A 21,223-nucleotide genomic window follows, 5' to 3' on the forward strand; every position below is an offset into this window, starting at 1 on the left:
GGTGAGAGTTTTGGGAATAGGAATTGTTAGTACGGGTCTTTACCTTCCAGATGAATATATGACGGGCAAAGAGATAGCAGAAATGGCAGGTATCCCAACGCATATTGTCGAAGAAAAGATGGGGATTAAGAAGAAACATGTACCGGGCCCTAACGATCATACCTGCGAAATGGGGATTATTGCTGCCAAGCAGGCCATTGAAAGAGCAGGTATAAATCCCTTGGAAATTGATGTTGTCATTTATATTGGCGAAGAGCATAAAGAATACCCACTTTGGACGGCTGGAATCAAACTCCAGGAAGCAGTTGGGGCCTTAAATGCATGGGCGTTTGATGTTGCTTTACGTTGTGGAACTACTGTAATGGCGCTTAAGGTAGCGAAAAGCTTAATGATCGCAGATTCAACGATTAAAACGGTACTGCTGGCAGGCGGTTACCGAAATGTTGATTTCATAGACTACCAGAATCCGCGGACTCGCTTTATGTTTAACTTAGGTGCGGGCGGTGGTGCGATTTTATTGAAGAAAGACCATAACGAGAACGTCTTGTTAGAAACGGAGCTAATCACGGATGGTTCTTTTTCCGAGGATGTTGTGGTTGTTTCTGGAGGTACAAAACATCCCATAACAAAAGAAGCAATAGAGCAGCGCTTAAATAAGTTGGATGTCCTTGACCCTGAGGGAATGAAACATCGATTGGAACAAAAATCAATGGTCAATTTTATTAAAGTAATCAAGGAATCCGTTAGAAAAAGTGGTTATAAAGTAGAGGATATTGCTTATATTTCCATGCTCCACATGAAAAAGTCTGCTCATGAATATGTATTAAAAGAATTAGGATTATCCCCGGAACAATCAATCTATCTTGAGGAATACGGGCATATCGGTCAAATTGACCAAATATTATCATTAGAGCTTGCACTAAAAGAAGGAAAGGTATTAGATGGTGGCCTAGTCGTTTTTGTTAGTGCTGGGATTGGTTATGCATGGGGAGCATCTGCAATCAAATGGGGGAAGGTGAGGTAAATGGCTATTGTAACGATTAAAGAAGTACAGTTAGCAAATGGGGAAACAATCGCCTATCGAGAGCGGCAAGGCGGGGGAAAAAAGGTGCTGTTAATTCATGGAAACATGACCTCTTCTAAGCACTGGGACCTTGTTCTAGATAATATGTCTGATGAATATAAGTTATTTGCTTTGGATTTACGCGGGTTTGGATTATCAAGCTACAATAAACGTATCACATCCATTAAAGATTTTTCAGATGATGTTAAGCTCTTCGTGGATGAGATTGGCTTGAAGGACTTTGCCATTGTCGGCTGGTCAACTGGTGGTGCAGTCGCCATGCAATTTGCTGCCGATTACCCTGGTTATTGCAATAAGCTTATATTATTAGCATCCGAATCTACTAGGGGCTATCCATTTGACGGAAAGCTGAGTGAGAACGATGTGCCACGGAGATTTTCATCTTATGAAGATATTAAACGTGATTTAATTCGAACCTTACCCGTTCAGGCGGCCTATGACACAAATAATGTTGAATTATTGAAACTGATTTGGAACGCTGTCATCTACACAAAAAATCAGCCGGCTCCAGAGCTTTATGATGAGTATGTTCAGGATATGAGAACACAGCGAAACTTAGCAGAGGTACATCATTCTAACAATACATTTAATATAAGTCATCATCATAATGGACTTGTTGAAGGAAACGGACTAGTGGATAAAATCAATGTCCCTGTTCTAGTATTAAGAGGAGAACGTGATCTTGTGGTAACAGCAGAGATGACAAGAGAATTGGTAGAGGATTTAGGACCAAAAGCTACATTCGTTGAGTTGAAGGATTGTGGTCATTCACCACTTGTTGACGACTTACCGCAATTATTAAAAGAGGTTACTAATTTCCTAAATACTGAGGTGTTCAAATGAGATTAAAAGATAAAGTGGCCATCATAACCGGAGCAGCTAACGGGATTGGATTCACTGCAGCTGAAACCTTTGCTAAAGAAGGCGCAAAGGTTGCCATGGCTGACTTTAATGTGGAACAAGGTGAAAAAAGGGCACAGGAATTAAGAAAAAAAGGCTATGAGGTGACCTTTTTCCAAGTAAACGTTGCACAGCGTTCAAGTGTGGATAACATGGTTGAAAAAGTCCGCGAAACGTACGGAAATATTAGTATCCTTATCAATAATGCAGGGATTACAAAAGATGCCATGCTTTCTAAATTAACTGCTGAGGATTTTCAAGCAGTTGTGGATGTTAATCTTACGGGGGTATTTCATTGTACACAAGCGGTTTTACCGTCGATGATTGAAAATGGAAAAGGAAAGATTATTAATACTTCTTCTGTTTCAGGTGTGTATGGCAATATTGGTCAAACGAATTATGCAGCAACTAAAGCTGGTGTGGTTGGGATGACGAAAACATGGGCAAAAGAGCTTGGGCGTAAAGGAATTAATGTGAATGCCGTGGCACCTGGTTTTATCGAAACTGGAATGACTGCGAAAGTTCCGGAAAAAATATTAGACCAAATGAAACAAATGGTACCTTTGGCACGGCTTGGGAAGCCAGAAGATATCGCAAACGCCTACCTGTTTTTAGCTTCTGATGAATCAAATTATATAAATGGAACTGTCCTCCATGTAGATGGTGGAATCATGATGTAATCACAATACGACCTTTTTTAAGGGTCGTTTTTTTTGATTCTATGTCTTGTAACTATTCTGTAACTACATTTAAGTAAGATGGTTTCATCTAGTTGTGAAGGAGCGATTGTTCGGTGAGGTGGGAACTTGATTGGCTGGAAAATAGAGCAAGGTTATCGCCAAATAAGAATGCAGTAATTCTTGAAGATAATAATATGAAATGGACCTATAGAGAATTAAATAATCGTTCATCCGCAGTGGCTGGCTGGTTAAAAAATCAAGGTGTGAAAAAAGGCGATCGAGTAGCACTATTGTCGCCGAATGATATCAGTTATTTTGATTTGCTCTTTGCCTGTGGGAAAATTGGTGCCATTTTTGTTCCGCTCAATTGGCGTCTGTCAGTACATGAATTACATGAAATTTTGTTGGATTGTACACCCGTATTGCTTGGAGTTCATCAAAAGTTTGAGAATATGTTTACTTCCTTGGAAACAGCTGCACCCCAATCTTTTTATGTTGGGGGGACTAAGTACGATGAGATAGTGAACCGAAAATATGATCATACATTTTTCGTAAATATTTCTGAACATGATCCATTAGCAATGATCTATACAGGAGGAACGACGGGCAAACCAAAAGGAGTTGTATTAAGCCACCAATCCTTTCAATGGAATGCGATAAATACCATTCTCAGTTGGAACTTATCTGAAGAGGATGTAACTATCAACTACATGCCGATGTTTCATACAGGCGGACTAAATGCCTTATCACTGCCAATATTAATGATTGGCGGAACAGTCGTTATGGGAGACCAATATACAGGACAAAAAGTGGTCCATTCAATACAACGATATAACTGTACGATCATTCTTCTTGTACCAACCATGTACCATCTACTCATTCAAACAGAAGAGTTCCGGAGAAGTGATTTTCCTTCTATGAAAATTTTCTTATCAGGAGCGGCACCTTGTCCATTACAAGTATACGAAGCCTTTCAGAAAAAAGGATTGGCCTTTAAAGAAGGGTATGGTTTAACAGAAGCAGGACCAAATAATTTCTTTATACATCATGAAGATGCGCTGGTGAAACGGGGTTCAGTAGGAAAACCAATGTTATTTAACGCTATTAAACTTGTGAAGGAAAATGGTCAAGAGGCAAAAGTAAATGAAGTTGGAGAACTTTTAATTAAAGGAAAACATTCTTTTTCGCATTATTGGAATAACGAATTGGCAACGCTAGAAACGAAAAAGGAAGGCTGGATTCATACCGGAGACTTAGCAAAGAAGGATGAGGAAGGATTTCATTATATTGTCGGCAGAAAGAAGGATATGATTATCACGGGTGGTGAAAATGTCTATCCTCTTGAAATCGAACATTGGCTTGCCGAACACCCTGGGGTTGATGAAGTGGCAGTGATTGGACTGCCAGATGAGAAATGGGGGGAACTTGTTACAGCTTTTATCGTGGCTAAACCTTCTTATGTGATTGAGGAAGAAGAGCTTAACCTTTATTGTGAAAAGAAACTAGGAAGGTATAAAATTCCCAAAAAGTTCATTCAACTAACAGAACTTCCAAAAACACATGTTGGAAAAATCGATAAAAAGAAATTAAAAGAATTTAGTAATCAAACCTAAAAGGAGAACCCCCGCGGTTCTCCTTTTCATTACTTTTGGGCAAGTTTTAAGGCAGTATCAGAAACTGTCAAATCAACCTGAAGCTGTTCACTTAAGTCATGAGGATGATAAAAACCTCTTGCAATCATATAATTCGTTATTTTTTCATGGGTGGCAATGGCGGTATTTAATTGTTCCCTTAGAGCAGCCTTTAATTCCGGTGTACCGGTCTCCGTAATCGCGACAGCATAATTTCTTACCCCTGCTTTAGCAGAAATGAGGAAATCTGTTGCAATCACCTGGTCTGTCATACCGCCCATCCCCATTAAATTTTGAATGAGTTGATTCATTCGTTATCACTCCTATCTGTTAAAAACTTCTGGAGCTTCTGTATATGCTGTGTGCCAATGGCAGCATCTTCAGAAAGAATGGCCTTCAATTCTGGATCCTGAGCCAAGACACTCATTGTAGTAGCTTTTGTTAAACATAGATTTTTAAAGGTTAGTAATTCATGAAGGTCAAGCGTCTCGTGAAGACCAAGATATTTTGTCATTGTTTTCCCTCCAAAACGTACAGAGTTAATCCTTTTTATATTTTCTAAGACTAATGTCGATTATTCATTTTGCATAAAAGGAAAAGTAAATTGGGGAAAATACAACTATTACTTGGAGGTGAGTGTGTTGGTCAACGAAACCTTAGCCTTACATGAAACAATGGAAACGCATGAGATTCTTAATTTTAAAACAGTTTGTTTACTTCGTTCAAAACTAATGCAGGGAATCTGTTTTGATAATGAGTTAAAAGCACTTATGGAAAAGGATGTTCAGCAATCTATTAAAGATGTTAATGAACTCGTAAGCTTTTATAAACAAAGTCAATTGCTACAATAAGTGAGGTGGAAGGTATGGAAGATTATTTAGATCCGAGAAACGCGGAGGGTATGCCAAGCCTGGCTGATTCTGCTTTCGCTATGGATTTTTTATTATCTGTCAAAAATGGCATACGCAATTATGGTTTTGCGATTACAGAGACTGCCAACCCAGAACTTAGAAGGATTTTTCACAAGCAAATGGAGGCAGCTATCGATTTGCATACAGAAATAGCAGATTTAATGATTAAGAAAGGCTGGCTACACCCACATAACTTTAAAGAGCAGTATCCGGTTGATATGAAGGCAGCAGAGACAGCAGTCCAGATTGCTAAACTAAACCTTTACCCTAACGATACGGATCGTCAAGGGCTGTTTGCAACGCCAAACCAGTAAAAGGAGGGGATTCAGATGAAGGCTGTTACATATCAAGGAATTAAGAATGTAGAAGTGAGAGAAGTCAAAGACCCAAATATAAAAAATCCAGATGATATTATCGTTAAAATTACTTCCTCAGCCATTTGTGGTTCTGATTTACATTTGATTCATGCGATGATTCCAAATTTGCCAACAGACTTTGTGATCGGTCACGAGCCTATGGGAATTGTCGAGGAAGTGGGTCCTGAAGTAACGAAATTAAAAAAAGGGGATAGAGTCATCATCCCGTTTAACGTTAGCTGTGGTCACTGCTGGTATTGTACTCACGACCTAACCAGTCAATGTGACAATGGTAATCCTCATGGTCAAGGAAGTGGTTTTTTCGGTTATTCGGAAACGACTGGCGGCTATGCCGGCGGACAGGCTGAATATATGAGGGTCCCTTTTGGGAATTTCACTCCATTTAAAGTTCCGGAAAATTGTGAAGTAGAAGACGAGAAACTTGTCCTCCTTGCTGACGCAGCACCTACTGCCTATTGGAGTGTGGACCATGCCGGGGTAAAGCCTGACGATACGGTTATCGTATTAGGATGCGGCCCAGTAGGGTTACTTGCACAAAAGTTTGCCTGGTTAAAAGGTGCGAAAAGAGTCATAGCGGTTGATTATATCAACTATCGTCTCCAGCACGCAAAACGGACAAACAAAGTCGAAATTGTTAATTTTGAGGACCATGAAAATGTCGGGGACTATCTGCTGGAAATGACTCAGGGTGGAGCAGACATTGTCATCGATGCTGTCGGAATGGATGGCAAAATGACCCCAATGGAGTTTTTAGCAGCGGGACTGAAACTGCATGGTGGTGCAATGGGAGCCATTGTAATTGCCAGCCAAGCAGTGCGGAAAGGTGGAACCATCCAACTAACAGGCGTTTATGGGGGAAGATATAATGCTTTTCCACTAGGTGACCTCTTTCAACGTAACATTGATATTAAAACAGGACAGGCGCCAGTCATTCCTTACATGTCTTTTCTCTATGATATGATTAACCAGCGAAAGATTGATATAAGTGACATCATTACTCATGTATTGCCGTTAGAGCAGGCAAAGCACGGATATGAAGTATTTGATACAAAGACGGAAGATTGCATAAAAGTTATTCTTAAACCTTAAAAAAGGAGGCTGGAGAATTTTCCAGCCTTTTTATTTTTAATGCTAAACAGGATTAATCAGCTCTTGTGCACTCTCTATAAACAATTTGGATAACATTGATTGTGTTTTATTTTGGTTATAAACCAGATAGAAATATCGTTCATCATTGAAATCTTTAATTTCGTGAATCATTAATAAATTTCTGTCATAGTATTCCCTTGCTGCCATTTCCGAAATAATCGCGATACCGATATTCTGGAGTACAAACTGAATTAAACTTTGCCCGTTTTCGGTATACGCCACTATATTCATTTGATCCTTTGATATCTTATTTTTTTTCAGGAATTTTTCAATCAGTGAGTTGGTTCCTGAGTCAGAGTTTCTCATAATGAATGGATAACTTAAAAGGTCTTGGATACTCACAGGTCCGACAATGTCAGTTTGCTTTGATGTGATCAGCACCAGGTTTTCTTTGAGTAAGGGAATGTAACATAGCTTTTCATTTTCGTATTTTTCACCTAATAATCCGAAATCGACTGATCCGTTTAGGACCTTATCAGCGACATTTTTAGATGATGATTGATTTATATGAAATGTGGCTTGTGGGTATTGTTCTCTAAATTGCTTAACCATTTTTGGGATCATAAATTGCCCAGGTACGGAACTGGCACCGATTCGAATCATTCCTCTTAGCTCTGTCGCTCCCTCCTTTAAATCCAGCATAGCCTGATCCTTTAGTAATAAAAGCTTTAAAGCCCATTGATACAAACGTTCTCCAGATGGGGTAAGAATGATTTCTCTCCCAACACGATCAAATAGATTTACATTTAGATTTCTTTCTAATGCTTGAATATGTGAACTAACCGTTGATTGACTTAAAAAGATATCTTCAGCGGCTTTAGAAAAGCTCTTATGTTCAACTACTTTCGTAAACACATACAATTGATGTAAATCCATTCGTTCTTCCCCCTTTACTATTTAAAAAATCGATTTAAAATCATTGATAGAATAGATAAATTGAATTTACCTCATCATATCATTTTTTTATAATGAAAGTAATACTGTGATCGGGAGCTGAATGGATGTCACTTCAATATGTACCGGACCTTATCTATGATGCAGGCAAAACCGGATATGAAGAGCTCGTAATTAACCTATCCTCCACTATGAAGAAGTTGAACAAGGGACATATACTCGAAATCATATCCACTGAACCAGGTTTGAAAGAAAGACTGCCATCCTGGTGCAGAATAGAAACACATTTATTGCTTGATCGGAAGGATTATGGTGAAAGTAGCTATTACTATATAGAAAAACGCTAAAAGACCTTTCTTTGATAAGGTCTTTTTCTTTTAAAAAGAATATTTGCCTTTTCGTTGTTAAACACTCAATATTAATAAGACAAAATAATGTTATGGATAGAGAAAGTAGGGATTTTGTTGCCTGATTTTAAATCATTAGGTATTTCTGAGTCAATTGTAAATAAATTAAGAAGCTACGGTGTAGCCCAACCGACACCAATCCAAGAAAAAACCATACCAATTGTGATGGATGGAAAAGATGTGATTGCACAAGCCCAAACAGGAACAGGAAAGACATATGCGTTCATACTGCCAATTCTAGAAAAAATAAATCCGCACGCCTCACATGTACAAGCTCTAGTTGTTACCCCGACCAGAGAATTGGCTTTACAAATTACGGATGAATTTCAGAAGTTGACGGATGATATTCCAGGAGTAGATGTACTTGCTGTCTATGGAGGGCAGGATGTTGATAAACAGCTAAAGAAGTTAAAGAAAAATGTTCAGATTGTAGTTGGCACCCCGGGAAGGCTGTTAGATCATATTGGGAGAGGAACGGTAGAGTTATCGGAAGTATCCTTTCTAGTTCTTGATGAAGCCGACCAAATGCTCCACATTGGTTTTCTGAATGAAGTGGTCGATATTGTCAGTGAAACACCTAAAACTCGTCAGACCATGCTTTTTTCTGCGACTATGCCAGAAGAAATAAGAACGTTAGCTAATAAGCATATGCGTAAACCACAATATATCCAGGTAGAAAAAACGCAGGGTCCTGCTGAAAATGTTAAACTCATTGCCATTCACACGGTTGATAGAGCTAAGCAAGCGACCCTTATTCAATTGGTGGAAACACATCGACCATATTTAGCTGTTATTTTCTGTAGAACAAAACGAAGAGTCTCAAAACTATACGAAGTGTTAAAATCTCATAAATTTTTATGTGATGAACTGCATGGTGATTTATCACAAGCTAAAAGAGAGCAAGTGATGAAACGTTTCAGAGATGGGGAAATTCAATTATTGATAGCAACAGATGTGGCAGCAAGAGGGCTTGATGTTGAAGGAGTAACACATGTTTTTAACTATGACATTCCACAGGACGCTGAGAGCTTTATCCATCGAATCGGAAGAACAGGAAGAGCTGGCACGAAGGGCATGGCCATCACTTTGTATTCGTCAGATGACCGCCTAACCCTGGATATGATCGAAAAAGAATTAAATATTACTATTCAAAAACAAAACATCGGTAACACGGGAAGTAATCAAAAAAATAATCAAGAACCATCTAAGCAAAAGACTTATCAAGGAAAAAAAGGTGAAAAACAGAGAGCTGCTAGTGGAACAGGGAGAGATAGTAAGCCTAAAGCTTCGTCTAGAAATAGCGGCAAGTCAAGATCGGTTAAGGGGAAGCAATCTATCTCCAATCAGCCAGGCGGAAGAAGAGATAGGAACACTGCCACTACGGGATTAGCGAAAAGTAAGCGAAGCAAATAAACAAGGGACTGAATTTACTTTCAGTCCCTTGTACGTTATTATTGGCCAATCCCGAGGTTAGATTTAACTAACACTTCATCATATTTCTTCAAGTCAGCTTTCTGGCCGGAGAGTTTTGTTCCAAGGTACCCTGCAATAAATCCTAACGGTATAGATACAATACCTGGTGTCGTATATGGGAAAAGTGGGTTCCCTACGAAAATGGCCTTTCCTACTTCAGGACTGAAAACATTAGGGCTGATTATGACAAGTCCAATAGCTGAGATAAGTCCAACCACCATGGCCCAAATTGCTCCAGTAGTGTTAAAACGTTTCCAGTAAATCGTATAAATAATAACTGGTAAATTTGCACTGGCAGCTACAGCAAATGCCAGTGAAACAAGGAAGGCTACGTTAAGGGTTTGAGCCCCTAAAGCTAGGACAATTGAAAGAACAGACACACCAATTGCTGCCCAGCGTGCCATACTTACCTGTTGTTTTTCAGTGGCTTTTCCTTTTTTTAGAATTTCGTTGTAGAAATCATGTGCAAAAGCTGATGCTGCTGTGAGAACAAGCCCTGCTACGACTGCAAGTATAGTAGCAAATGCTACTGCAGAAATAAATGCGAACAGCATATTTCCGCCAAGTGCCTGCGCCAAAAGTGGAGCTGCCATGTTTCCAGCTGCATTTGCAGCAACTATATCAGCAGTACCAACAAATGCCGCAGCACCAAAGCCGAGGAATATTGTCATCACATAAAATATCCCTATAATCCACGTTGCATATACGACTGAACTTCGAGCCGTTTTTGCATCTTTAACCGTAAAGAAACGTACAAGAATATGAGGCAGCCCGGCAGTACCTAAAACTAGTCCCATATTTAAAGAAAGGGTGTCTATACCATCCTTGTATTTTACCCCTGGATTTAAGAACGCTTCCTTTAACGGAGTTGCCGTTTTCATTTGATCGAACATATCCGTAATACTAAAGTTAAATTTAGCAAAAACCACAATTGAAATTAAGAAGGTACCTCCCATTAAAAGGACAGCTTTAATAATTTGGACCCAGCTTGTTGCGTGCATACCGCCAAAAATAACGTAAACGGTCATTAATACCCCAACAATTAAAACAGATGTAGTATATTCCAATCCTAATAATAACTTAATAAGTGCACCAGCTCCAACAAGCTGTGCAATCATATAAAAGATAGAAATAGTTATGGTGTTCATGGCAGCAAAACCACGAACCTTTTTGGCATCAAAGCGCGCTGCGATCATATCAGCAAATGTATATTTTCCTAGATTACGCAGTGGTTCCGCAACCAAATATAAAACAACCAGATATGCCACTAGGAAACCAATACTATAAAAGAATCCATCAAATCCTGTTAATGCGACGGCACCAGCAATACCAAGAAATGAGGCAGCAGACATATAATCACCTGCGATAGCCAGTCCATTTTGCCAGCCAGTAAGGCCTCCTCCTGCAGTGTAAAACTCACTTGCGTTCTTTGTACGTTTCGAAGCGTAATATGTAATTACCAACGTTATGAAAACGATACCCAGAAACATGGTAAAAGCAGCAGTATTCATTCGTTTGTTCCTCCTTCTCTGACAACCTTTTCGGCTAAATCGTCAAATTTAGCTGCCTTTTTGGAGTAAAGCATACATAATCCCCATGTCATAACGAATTGAAGAAAAGCAAATACCCATGCCCAAGAAATACTGCCGATGAATTTGTTATTCAATACAGTTGAAAATGAAGTTAAAATAGGTAATGCAAAATAGAAACAAAAGAAGAAGATCGTGATAGGAATGATGAATTTTTTCTTTTCGGAGAGTAATTTCTGGAAAGAAGATGATTGAACTATAGAACTGTAATCACTTTTAGAGTTTGCTGTTATTTTCCGTGCCTCCATTGGAAGCTCCCCCTCTCAATGTAGAAAATGTACAAATAACTTATGAGGATTAAAATAAGGACTAGGCTGAATGTTTGATATCTCCTCCTTTGATAACAGATTTTTCAAAATATTTAATTATTTGTTACGTTTATTATTATAGGAGCAGAATATTAAATTAGGCAATAGGAAAAATTTCATTTTTTTGGAGATGGAGACTATCGGGATCGAACCGACGACCTCTTGCATGACAAGCTAGGGTACTTATGTAGTATAAAATTAATAGTTGAGTTGTTGAAGAGTATACGGCAAAAAGGCTGTATGCTCTTTATTGTGTTTATATTTGTATATGTACTATAAAGAAAAACCGACTCTTCCTACCAAAAATCTGGAATGAGAATCGGCTTTTATTTGGGACTTAATCCTCTGTTTTTAAATCAAATAATATTCTTACAATAATATCATGATTGCAGTTTCCGAAATTTTTGCCGTATAGAGTTAAACCGCCATTCTGGCCCTTTTCTCCGACGGCAAGCTTAAATTTAATATCAGATTTTTGATTTAAGTTAATATCAGAAATAGTTATATCAGAAATACGGCAGCCATCGATAAATGTACCGTTTTTGTTGATTCGCAATAACTTTGGCACACCGTACTGGTTCAAGTGAGGAGGCCACCATTCCGGATTATTACTACCTTTTTTATCGCCAAAATCACCAGGGGAGGTCCAAAAGCCTAATTCAATATTATTTAAATAAAAATAAATATCAGATGGCCAGTCGTTATTATAGCTTGGAGCCTCAGAGCCAAGTTCGAAAATAAACTGAATTTCATTGAAATTCTGATTTGTCTTTAAGTAATTAGGGATACGATATTCCAAAAATCCATTGTTTAACCAAACAATATCTGCATTAATGTGCTGAGGATCAGCAAAATAACGAGGATCGTCAAATTCTCCAATTATACTGTCCTTAGTCGCTAAACCACATGTGGGTTCTGCATGAAAATCACAATAATGCCCTACTTTAATCTGATATTCATTAAGGTTTTGTACCTCTTTATTTTTCAATTCAATTTTCAGAATATCCTCATTTATATAACAAATCTTCTGGATTCCATGTTTCCCAACGGCAGTGGTAACATCAATGAGACCGCTTTCTTCCAGCTTTTTTATATGCATTGTAATAGCACCGTTGGATAGATTTAATTTCTTAGCTAAATCGTTTAGGTTGAGACTATCGTATTTTGTAAGGAGTGTTAAGATTTCAATCCTAATTTCAGAACTTAACGCTTTAAAAATATTAAGTCCTGACCGCAATTCTTTTATATGTATCAACAATATTCCTCCTTTCAAAAGAGTTTATTTTAAATAAGAATAAAACAAAAACAAATAAATGGAAAGATGTTTTATAGGAAACAATTTTTTTAAAAACAGATTAACAAAGCTATTCATTATTTTAGAATTGTTCTGTTTAAAGGATAAACTTTTTAGATAACACACATTCATGTATTAAACTTACCTTTGTGACAAGTAATGAAATGATAAATGAAATTTGTCCAAACCATTTTTTACTATTTTAATGTAGAAAAATATCTGTTTTTTCTGAAAAATTAAAAAGTAAGCGTATACATTTTTTGTTGACAAACGTTGGAGAGGAAATTACTATGACTATATATAAAACGTTTTAGAATTTTCTAAAATAAACAAAAATTTAAGGGAGGGTTTCTAATGTTACCTGCGTCAAGGAATACTGCCCAAGATCTTGCAGCACAGGTGAGAGAACCAAATAAAGTTTTAAGTTTTCTAAATTCGCAAAAAGTAGTACCGTACATCTTTGTCTCTCCTTTTATTCTGTCTTTTCTAATCTTTTCGTTGTACCCCTCGATTAAAGCAATTATTATGAGTTTTCAGAAAGTTTTGCCAGGTCAAATTACGTTTATAGGCATGGGTAACTATTCGAGAGTATTTAATCCAACTTTTTATAAAGCGCTCTCAAATACAACTATATATGTAATTTTGACAGTAGTAATCTTAACGATTACACCCATTGTATTAGCTGTTCTACTAGATTCTAAGCTTGTAAAATTTAAGACGTTTTTCCGGGCATCGTTATTTTTACCTTCATTGGCATCAACGATTGTAGCTGGTATGGTTTTTAGATTAATGTTTGGAGAAACAGATACAGCTGCAGCTAACCAAATACTTAATTGGCTTGGAATTGAATCCGTTGATTGGCGCTATCAAGCATGGTCAGGGATGTTTTTAATGGTGTTACTTTGCTCTTGGAAATGGATGGGTGTCAATATCCTTTATTTCTTAGCTGGCCTTCAAAATGTACCAAAAGAATTATATGAAGCGGCAGAAATGGACGGAGCAACCACATTAAAGAAATTCTATCATATTACTCTGCCATTTCTAAAACCAGTTACCATCTTTGTGACCACTATTTCCGTAATCCACGGATTTAGGATGTTTGAAGAAAGTTTTGTATTCTGGGAAGCTGGTTCACCAGGAAACATTGGTTTAACTGTTGTTGGTTATCTATATCAACAAGGTATTCAACAAAATGACATGGGATTCGGTGCTGCAATTGGAGTTATCTTGATGCTGATCATTTTTGTTGTCAGCTTTATCCAGTTAATTCTTACCGGTGCATTTAAAAAGGAGGGACAATAAATGAAAAAGAAAAAATCTAACATATTAGTTTCGATAACGAACATTGCTTTTGTTATCATTTCATTTATTGCGCTTTTCCCAATTCTGAATCTATTAATTTCTTCCTTCAGACCTTCATCTGATATCATGCGAAACGGAATTAGCTTGGTTTTTGATCCTAGCAAAATGAGTTTTGATAACTACTTATATATCTTTACTCAAGGTGGTAACTATTGGAGTTGGTTTAAAAATAGTTTAAGCATTTCTGCTATTACAATTGTCTTATCATTATTCTTCTCTTCAATGGTGGGATATGCACTGGCACTTTATGATTTTAAAGGAAGAAATCTTATCTTTGGATTTGTACTATTTATTTTGATGGTACCATTTGAAATTCTAATGCTGCCGCTATTTCAATTAATGATCAGTATGAACTTAATCAATACATATACTGCGGTTATAATTCCATCAGTTGTTGCTCCAGTAGCAGTTTTCTTCTTTAGGCAGTATGCAATTGGTCTTCCGAAGGAATTGATGGATTCTGCTAGAATTGATGGTGCAACGGAATATGGTATTTTCTTCAAAATAATGCTTCCGCTGATGACACCATCTATGGCTGCAATGGCTATCCTTCAAGGGTTAGGTGCTTGGAATAACTTCCTGTGGCCGTTAATCGTGTTAAGATCGAATGATATGTTTACGTTACCGATTGGATTGGCTACGTTATTAACACCATATGGTAATAACTACGATATCTTAATCGCTGGTTCAGTTATGACAATAATTCCAATTATCATCCTATTTATCTTCTTCCAACGTTACTTTGTTGCAGGGCTTACAGTTGGTGGAGTTAAAGGATGATACAAAGAATCAGTTAAAGAGGTGTTGGTTACATGAATGGAAAACAAATCGTAACAAATCTAGATTATTTACTTCATTGGATTGTTCGCCTTGTCTTGTTGAACGTATTATGGATTGTGTTTTCTGTATTTGGATTAGTTGCAGCTGGGATTTTTCCAGCTACAACTGCAGTACTGGGAGTAGCTAGAAAGTGGCAAATGGGTGAAGAAGACCTGAAAATTTGGAATACCTTCAAGCAAATTTATCGTCAGGAATTTTTAGCATCTAATATTATGGGATGGATTCTATCGATAGTTGGAATTATTCTTTATTTAAATTATCAAGTTCTATCGAGTCTTGGGGATGAAATGGTTTTTGTTGTACCATTTGCTTTTTACTTTATCTTTTTTTTCTATACCATTCTCGTAATATGGTCTTTTCCATTACTAACACACTATAAAGCTACTTGTCTGCAGCATTTCAAAAACGGAATTATTATAGGTCTATCTAAGATCCATTATACGATTCTTTCTGGTACCGTGATCTTTGCTGGTATATATTTTTCACTTAGTTATCCAGGTGTGATTCCCTTTTTCACGGTTAGTGTAATCGGAATGGGCTGTATGTGGTTTTCGTTGCAAATTTTTAGACAGTTGGACGGACAACAAAATAAACTGTCCAATACATCAGAGATTGAAGAACAACCCACCCTTGCTTAATGGTTTTACTAGTTATTTAAAATATTTCAAAACTGTAAGCGTTATCGTCGGATTCTATTTTGCCTGACTTAAGGGAGGTGAAGTTTTCTCTGAAATAAACAAAGGATTTTTTGCTCCATTTATTAAACTAATATTTAGGAGGAACAAAAATGAAAAAGAAAAGTTTGTTAGCTTTACTTTTAAGTTTAATGATGGCCATGTTAATGGCTTGCTCTGGCGGCGGTAGTGAATCAGCCGGCGGAGAAGCAACCGAAAAAGAAGTAATTGGTGCAGACGAAAAAGATGCTACTGAATTAAAATATTGGACATTTGTTGAATTACACATGGATTTCTTTAAAGATGCCGTTCCTCGTTGGAATGAACTTCACCCAGATAAGAAAATCAAACTGGTAGCTGAAACATTCCCTTACGACCAAATGCACAATAACTTATTACTTGCCTTACAATCTGGTAAAGGCGCTCCTGATATTTCCGATATCGAAGTTGGCCGATTTCCTAACTTCTTACAAGGTGAACCACAATTATTACCTATGAATGAATATGTTGAACCTGAGAAGGAGAATTTCGTTCAATCACGTCTTGACCTATATGCAAAAGACGGTAAATACTATGGTATGCCAACACACGTTGGAGCAACTATGATGTATTACAATAAAGAAATTATGGATGCTGCAGGTGTTGATATTGATTCTATTAAGACTTGGGATGACTATATCGAAGCAGGTAAAAAAGTAGTTGCAAACACAGATGCGGTTATGACAAATGTACATACTGGAGACGCAACTCAATTCCAGCAAATGATCAGCCAACAAGGCTCAGATTTATTTGATGATGCAGGAAACCTGACTGTTGACAGTGAAAAGAATGTAAAAACACTTACATTATTAAATGATATGCTTTATAAGCACAAAATTGCTGAGCTTACTCCGGGCGGAGAGCCACATGCTGAAGAATATTATGCCTATATGAATGAAGGAAAAGCTGCTTCTATCTCCATGCCTCTTTGGTACATGGGCCGTTTCACTGATTACATGCCAGATCTAAAAGGTAAAATGGTCATTCGTCCATTACCTGCTTGGGAAGAAGGCGGCGGCCGCTCTGTTGGTATCGGCGGTACTGGTACTGTCGTTACAAACCAAACAAAGCATGCTGAACTTGCAAAAGAATTCTTAGCATTTGCGAAGCTTTCTAAGGAAGCTAATATTAAATTATGGACAGTTTTAGGCTTTGACCCTCCACGCTATGATGTATGGGAAGACCCAGCTGTACGTGAAGATAACAAGTTCTATCAATTCTTTGGTAATGATATTTTTGATACATTGTTAAGCATTAAAGATGAAATTCCTGGTATTCATGTTACTGAACATCTTCCTGACGCCTTGACTGAGTTGAATACTAATACCTTAAACAATGTTTTAAGACAAAAATCAGAATCTCCTGAGGAAGCATTAAAGAAAGCACAAGAAGCAATAGAATCGACCATGCAATAAGCTTCAATAAATAAGGGAATAAAGGGTCTGAACGATTTTTATCAAAGAGGATCTGACCCTTTTCTCTCGATTTAATAACTATAATACAAGTTTACATACTGAAAGGAGAAACAAATGAGTAAAAAAGCAAAAATGATTTTAGAGAAAGATTTTAAAGTTTCTGAGATTGATAACCGAATCTATGGATCGTTTGTTGAACATTTAGGACGTTGTGTATATGGAGGAGTCTACGAACCTGGACATCCGCAAGCAGATGAAAATGGTTTTCGCCAAGATGTAATTGAAATGGTAAAGGAACTTCAAGTACCGCTTGTTCGTTACCCTGGCGGTAACTTTGTTTCTGGATATAACTGGGAAGATGGTGTTGGACCTATAGAACAGCGCCCACGTCGTTTAGAACTTGCTTGGCGTACGACTGAGACCAATGAAATCGGTACAAACGAGTTTATGAAATGGGCACAGATTGTAAACGCAGAAGTAAATATGGCTGTAAACTTAGGGACTCGTGGTATCGATGCAGCTCGAAATCTAGTAGAGTACTGTAACCATCCTGGCGGCTCTCATTATAGTGATTTACGTATTTCTCATGGGGTAAAGGATCCATATAAGATTAAAACATGGTGTCTCGGAAACGAAATGGATGGTCCATGGCAGATTGGACACAAAACAGCTGCGGAATATGGACGTATCGCCCAAGAAGCAGCAAAGGTGATGAAATGGGTTGACCCAACAATCGAGTTAGTAGCATGCGGGAGCTCACACCGTAATATGCCGACATTCGCAGATTGGGAAGCCACTGTTTTAGATCATACATATGATCATGTTGAATTTATCTCTTTACATCAATATTATGGAAACAGAGATAATGAAATCTCCAATTACTTAGCTTTATCACTTGAAATGGATGACTTTATCAAATCTGTTATTTCGATTGCAGACTATATTAAAGCCAAGAAGCGCGGGAAAAAGAATACTAATCTTTCATTTGATGAATGGAATGTTTGGTATCACAGCAGAGAGCAGGATAAATTAATCGAACCATGGAGTATTGCACCGCCACAGTTAGAAGATATTTACAACTTCGAAGATGCCTTATTGGTTGGCTGTATGCTGATTACTTTATTAAAGCATGCTGACCGTGTCAAAATTGCCTGTCTTGCTCAATTAGTAAATGTTATTGCTCCAATTATGACGGAAGAAAATGGACCTGCATGGAAACAAACCATTTTCTATCCATATATGCATACTTCTGTTTTTGGCCGCGGTGTATCATTAAATCCTATTATTTCAAGCCCTAAGTACGATAGTAAGGATTTCACAGATGTACCATATTTAGAATCAACAGCTGTTTACAACGAGGAGCATGAAACATTAACCATTTTCGCTGTAAACCGTCACTTAGAAGAAGGGTTAGATTTAACAGTCGACATCCGCAACTTCGATAGCTATGAAGTCGTTGAGCATATAGTTCTGGAAAACAACGGTAATTTAAAGCAAACGAATTCTGCTAAAGGAACACCAGTAGCACCTCATACAAATGGTAATGCTAAAGCAGAAAATGGCAGCGTTGCAGCTGTTTTACCTAAGTTATCTTGGAACGTAATTCGCTTAGCAAAGCGAAACTAATAAATATTGATTTCCATATCTTTTTGATCTTCATTTGTGATCGAGAAGGTATGGATTTATCTTAAACAAAATGGGAAGGAGTTTTCAGCTCCTTTCCTATTTATGTTATAGGAGGGAATGTTTTAACAAGACAGTTCAAACAGAGAGAAAAACATCAGGCAAAAGCTAAATGGCAGAAATTGACGGGTGCACAAAGGGGGGGAATACCTTTATAAAGTTGCGAATGTTATTAAGAGCCGACTAGATGATATTGCAGAAACACCAACAAAAGAAATGGGAAAACCCATGATGCTGTCTTAATGAAGCGGAAGAGGCAACTTTGAGCGGGGGATTACGCTCCACAGAACAAAAATGTACGGCAACAAGCCGAGTGAACGTACAGGATGGCATTTATTATCCTTCAAACCATGCGAGAAAGTTACTTTTTGGTGTTTTCAGCCTACGTTTATTTTAAGTACCTGAGATTCACCAGAATGTGCTAATATATAGGCTTGTTGCAATCCAATGTTCAAAAATCTCTTAATATCTTATGCATGCAGTACACGAGGAAAATCATCATAAATAACGTCCATTTTGTTGCTTCCCCTCAGACACCTTTATATATTACCCAATGGCAGGCTCAATAATAAGGACACTAGTTTTACATTCTTGAATTAGGGAAAGAAGAGAATGGGAAAAGAAAACAAAAATAGAAAGAGGCTTAAAAAACTAAAAGAGAAGCTCAACAAGCCCTTGTTGCTTCTGAGAATGAATCTTAATTCTGGAGTATGTAGATTTCTAAAATTACCCCAGGGTTTATTATCCGAGGGTGTCAATGTAAAGGTTATATCTGAAAAATTTAGTGGCCAAAAATAAAAACGACCATGCGTTAGCATGGTCAAAGTAGTATGGAGACTATCGGGATCGAACCGACGACCTCTTGCATGCCATGCAAGCGCTCTCCCAGCTGAGCTAAGCCCCCGTATATGATACAAGAAAAATTATATCTTTCTCATACCATTCTTGCAAGAGTATTTTTGATTTTTTTTGTAAAAGGCTGTGTTAAACTTGGCTGTTGATTTGCGCTCCAGGCGCTGCGCTTTCCACGGGCTCACCCGTGAGCCTCCTCGGTCGTTCCGACCTGCGGGGTCTCACTCAGCTCGTTCATCCCGCAGGAGTCGAGCGCCTTCCGCTCCAATCAACAGGTTCTAATATCAACAGTATCCTTTAACACAGCCTTGTAAAAAAGCATTAACCCATACTTTCAATTTCAACCTTTTGCACTCCGTCTAGATTGGAAACAGAATCATACACTTCTGTTGTTTTTTCTCGATAATCTACTGCAACTAATATTTGAACGAGATGGTCCCCATTATCTAAATCCTTAATACGGATCCGGCGAATAATGTATTTCCTCTCCATTAAAAAGGAAATGGCATTTTCAATTTGAATTTTATCTCTGATAAATAATTGAAGACTGATTTCTTTCTCCCGCAATTGTTTCGGACCAATAAATTTCATTACGTAAGGGACCAATTCAACACTAATGATAAGTAATGCCACACCGACAAACGCTTCAATAAAGAAACCAGCTCCAACAGCAATTCCGATTCCTGCCGCTCCCCATATCATCGCGGCTGTTGTTAATCCAGAGATGCTGTCATTTCCCCTTCTAAGGATTACACCTGCCCCTAGAAAACCGATTCCAGATACAATTTGTGCGGCCAGACGAAGAGGGTCCATCGTAATTCTTACATTATCAGAATCAGGAAACATATAAGCAGATTCGATTGAAACAATAGTAAGCAGACAACTCACGACAGATATGACAAGACTTGTTTTAAGTCCTACGGGTTTTCTCTTTAATTCGCGTTCAAGTCCAATAATAAGTCCTAATATAGCTGAGATTCCAAGCTTTATTAATATGTCGTAATCAATATTCTCCATCCACTTCACGTCCAATATTTATAAATATAGTGGTGCTTGTACAAATTGTTATTTCTATTATACGATAACCGCACTATGTTAAAAAAAGAAAATTTCCATACTGCTAAAATATGCATTAAAAAATAGCAGTACTAAAATCTTTGTGATTTTGTTATTAGGATGAATGATAAAAAGTCTTCTCTAATTACATATACATTAATAGCTGATTTTATGAGTGCATCTCCCATTTGATTTATCCTTTGGCAGATGAATGTTGTTTAATTCCTATAAAAAAGTAATGAATCAAAAAAAGTTAAAAATTATATTGCAAACATTTTTTGAACATGGTATATTAAATCTCGTCCTCACCGAGAGAGTCACACAACAAAAAAAGATTTTAAAAAAGTTGTTGACATTGAAAAGGTGGATGTGTTAAATTAAAGAGGTCGCTTTTGAGCCATTTAAATCAAATGAGTCCAAAATCGATAAAATATTGTTCTTTGAAAACTAAACAAACAAGAACGTCAACAAAAATATTAGTTTCTTCTATAGAAACTAGCCAACGTAACAAAATGAGCTAAATCAACTTTCTTGGAGAGTTTGATCCTGGCTCAGGACGAACGCTGGCGGCGTGCCTAATACATGCAAGTCGAGCGAATCTTAAG

At 37.5% G+C, this 21,223-nt stretch carries 22 protein-coding genes, 1 tRNA gene and 1 rRNA gene; 16 read left to right on the forward strand and 8 right to left on the reverse strand.

Features of this window, described 5'->3' with window-relative positions:
- The first annotated feature begins 10 nt into the window (after window positions 1-10).
- From ACIQAA_RS30820 to ACIQAA_RS30835, 4 genes are all read left to right on the forward strand, one after another.
- On the forward strand, window positions 11-1,024 hold the full coding sequence (locus ACIQAA_RS30820; RefSeq protein WP_402627301.1) for a 3-oxoacyl-ACP synthase: 1,014 nt from the start codon (window positions 11-13) through the stop codon (window positions 1,022-1,024).
- Window positions 1,025-1,927: an intracellular short-chain-length polyhydroxyalkanoate depolymerase gene (gene phaZ / locus ACIQAA_RS30825; protein ID WP_402627304.1), complete on the forward strand. Its 903-nt coding sequence runs from the start codon at window positions 1,025-1,027 to the stop codon at window positions 1,925-1,927.
- A complete protein-coding gene (fabG, locus tag ACIQAA_RS30830) occupies window positions 1,924-2,664 on the forward strand; it encodes a 3-oxoacyl-ACP reductase FabG (protein WP_402627305.1) in 741 nt (246 codons plus the stop codon). Before phaZ ends, fabG begins: the two co-directional genes overlap by 4 nt.
- A 113-nt stretch (window positions 2,665-2,777) precedes the next feature.
- Window positions 2,778-4,277: an acyl-CoA synthetase gene (locus tag ACIQAA_RS30835; RefSeq protein WP_402627307.1), complete on the forward strand. Its 1,500-nt coding sequence runs from the start codon at window positions 2,778-2,780 to the stop codon at window positions 4,275-4,277.
- A 29-nt stretch (window positions 4,278-4,306) separates the two neighbouring features.
- On the opposite strand, the gene ACIQAA_RS30840 is transcribed toward ACIQAA_RS30835, so the two are convergent.
- Window positions 4,307-4,606, reverse strand: a complete 300-nt coding sequence (locus tag ACIQAA_RS30840; RefSeq protein ID WP_402627310.1) for a spore coat protein — start codon at window positions 4,604-4,606, stop codon at window positions 4,307-4,309.
- On the reverse strand, window positions 4,603-4,809 hold the full coding sequence (locus tag ACIQAA_RS30845; RefSeq protein ID WP_402627313.1) for a hypothetical protein: 207 nt from the start codon (window positions 4,807-4,809) through the stop codon (window positions 4,603-4,605). Before ACIQAA_RS30845 ends, ACIQAA_RS30840 begins: the two co-directional genes overlap by 4 nt.
- 160 nt (window positions 4,810-4,969) lie before the next feature.
- Between ACIQAA_RS30845 and ACIQAA_RS30850 the strand changes: the two genes are divergently transcribed.
- From ACIQAA_RS30850 to ACIQAA_RS30860, 3 genes are read left to right on the forward strand one after another with little or no spacing between them, the layout of a single operon-like run.
- Window positions 4,970-5,146, forward strand: coding sequence for a spore coat protein (locus tag ACIQAA_RS30850; protein WP_402627359.1), 177 nt, complete (start codon window positions 4,970-4,972; stop codon window positions 5,144-5,146).
- 14 nt (window positions 5,147-5,160) lie between these two features.
- Complete coding sequence (locus tag ACIQAA_RS30855; protein ID WP_402627316.1) at window positions 5,161-5,520, forward strand: spore coat protein; 360 nt, start codon at window positions 5,161-5,163, stop codon at window positions 5,518-5,520.
- 15 nt (window positions 5,521-5,535) lie between these two features.
- Entirely contained in the window at window positions 5,536-6,672 is a 1,137-nt protein-coding gene (locus ACIQAA_RS30860; RefSeq protein ID WP_402627318.1) for a zinc-dependent alcohol dehydrogenase, read from the forward strand.
- Between the two features lie 42 nt (window positions 6,673-6,714).
- Here ACIQAA_RS30860 and ACIQAA_RS30865 read toward each other — a convergent pair whose 3' ends face one another.
- Window positions 6,715-7,608 (reverse strand): selenium metabolism-associated LysR family transcriptional regulator, encoded by an 894-nt coding sequence (locus ACIQAA_RS30865; RefSeq protein WP_402627321.1) that lies wholly within the window; start codon window positions 7,606-7,608, stop codon window positions 6,715-6,717.
- A 125-nt stretch (window positions 7,609-7,733) separates the two neighbouring features.
- On the opposite strand from ACIQAA_RS30865, the gene ACIQAA_RS30870 reads away from it, so the two are divergent.
- Both ACIQAA_RS30870 and ACIQAA_RS30875 read left to right on the forward strand, forming a co-directional pair.
- On the forward strand, window positions 7,734-7,973 hold the full coding sequence (locus ACIQAA_RS30870; protein WP_402627323.1) for a sulfurtransferase TusA family protein: 240 nt from the start codon (window positions 7,734-7,736) through the stop codon (window positions 7,971-7,973).
- A gap of 117 nt (window positions 7,974-8,090) precedes the next feature.
- Window positions 8,091-9,446 (forward strand): DEAD/DEAH box helicase, encoded by a 1,356-nt coding sequence (locus ACIQAA_RS30875; protein ID WP_402627326.1) that lies wholly within the window; start codon window positions 8,091-8,093, stop codon window positions 9,444-9,446.
- 38 nt (window positions 9,447-9,484) lie between these two features.
- Here the strand turns inward: ACIQAA_RS30875 and ACIQAA_RS30880 are convergent, their stop codons facing one another.
- From ACIQAA_RS30880 to ACIQAA_RS30890, 3 genes are all read right to left on the reverse strand, one after another.
- On the reverse strand, window positions 9,485-11,017 hold the full coding sequence (locus tag ACIQAA_RS30880; RefSeq protein WP_402627328.1) for a solute symporter family protein: 1,533 nt from the start codon (window positions 11,015-11,017) through the stop codon (window positions 9,485-9,487).
- Entirely contained in the window at window positions 11,014-11,343 is a 330-nt protein-coding gene (locus tag ACIQAA_RS30885) for a DUF485 domain-containing protein (RefSeq protein ID WP_402627331.1), read from the reverse strand. The genes ACIQAA_RS30880 and ACIQAA_RS30885 overlap by 4 nt, the downstream gene beginning before the upstream one ends.
- Before the next feature lie 397 nt (window positions 11,344-11,740).
- Window positions 11,741-12,658: an ArsR/SmtB family transcription factor gene (locus ACIQAA_RS30890; protein ID WP_402627334.1), complete on the reverse strand. Its 918-nt coding sequence runs from the start codon at window positions 12,656-12,658 to the stop codon at window positions 11,741-11,743.
- A gap of 393 nt (window positions 12,659-13,051) precedes the next feature.
- Here ACIQAA_RS30890 and ACIQAA_RS30895 point away from each other — a divergent pair, with 393 nt between their 5' ends.
- The 6 genes from ACIQAA_RS30895 to ACIQAA_RS30920 all read left to right on the forward strand — a co-directional run bounded on the left by ACIQAA_RS30895 (window position 13,052) and on the right by ACIQAA_RS30920 (window position 19,508).
- Window positions 13,052-13,999, forward strand: a complete 948-nt coding sequence (locus ACIQAA_RS30895; protein ID WP_307194110.1) for a carbohydrate ABC transporter permease — start codon at window positions 13,052-13,054, stop codon at window positions 13,997-13,999.
- Window positions 14,000-14,839, forward strand: a complete 840-nt coding sequence (locus ACIQAA_RS30900) for a carbohydrate ABC transporter permease (RefSeq protein ID WP_402627336.1) — start codon at window positions 14,000-14,002, stop codon at window positions 14,837-14,839.
- Window positions 14,840-14,871: 32 nt separating this feature from the next.
- Window positions 14,872-15,537, forward strand: a complete 666-nt coding sequence (locus ACIQAA_RS30905; RefSeq protein ID WP_402627339.1) for a YesL family protein — start codon at window positions 14,872-14,874, stop codon at window positions 15,535-15,537.
- 149 nt (window positions 15,538-15,686) lie between these two features.
- Window positions 15,687-17,027: an ABC transporter substrate-binding protein gene (locus ACIQAA_RS30910; protein WP_402627341.1), complete on the forward strand. Its 1,341-nt coding sequence runs from the start codon at window positions 15,687-15,689 to the stop codon at window positions 17,025-17,027.
- A 114-nt stretch (window positions 17,028-17,141) separates the two neighbouring features.
- Complete coding sequence (arfA, locus tag ACIQAA_RS30915; RefSeq protein WP_402627343.1) at window positions 17,142-18,653, forward strand: arabinosylfuranosidase ArfA; 1,512 nt, start codon at window positions 17,142-17,144, stop codon at window positions 18,651-18,653.
- 669 nt (window positions 18,654-19,322) lie between these two features.
- Complete coding sequence (locus ACIQAA_RS30920; protein WP_402627346.1) at window positions 19,323-19,508, forward strand: hypothetical protein; 186 nt, start codon at window positions 19,323-19,325, stop codon at window positions 19,506-19,508.
- A gap of 33 nt (window positions 19,509-19,541) precedes the next feature.
- Here ACIQAA_RS30920 and ACIQAA_RS30925 read toward each other — a convergent pair.
- Together ACIQAA_RS30925 and ACIQAA_RS30930 are read right to left on the reverse strand one after the other, a co-directional pair.
- A tRNA-Ala gene (locus ACIQAA_RS30925) sits at window positions 19,542-19,614 on the reverse strand.
- A 269-nt stretch (window positions 19,615-19,883) separates the two neighbouring features.
- A complete protein-coding gene (locus tag ACIQAA_RS30930; protein WP_402627348.1) occupies window positions 19,884-20,579 on the reverse strand; it encodes an MgtC/SapB family protein in 696 nt (231 codons plus the stop codon).
- A 567-nt stretch (window positions 20,580-21,146) separates the two neighbouring features.
- Between ACIQAA_RS30930 and ACIQAA_RS30935 the strand changes: the two genes are divergently transcribed.
- Window positions 21,147-21,223: ribosomal RNA gene (locus tag ACIQAA_RS30935) — 16S ribosomal RNA — on the forward strand; the annotation flags it as partial.

This window comes from Neobacillus sp. NPDC093182 (assembly GCF_044754045.1).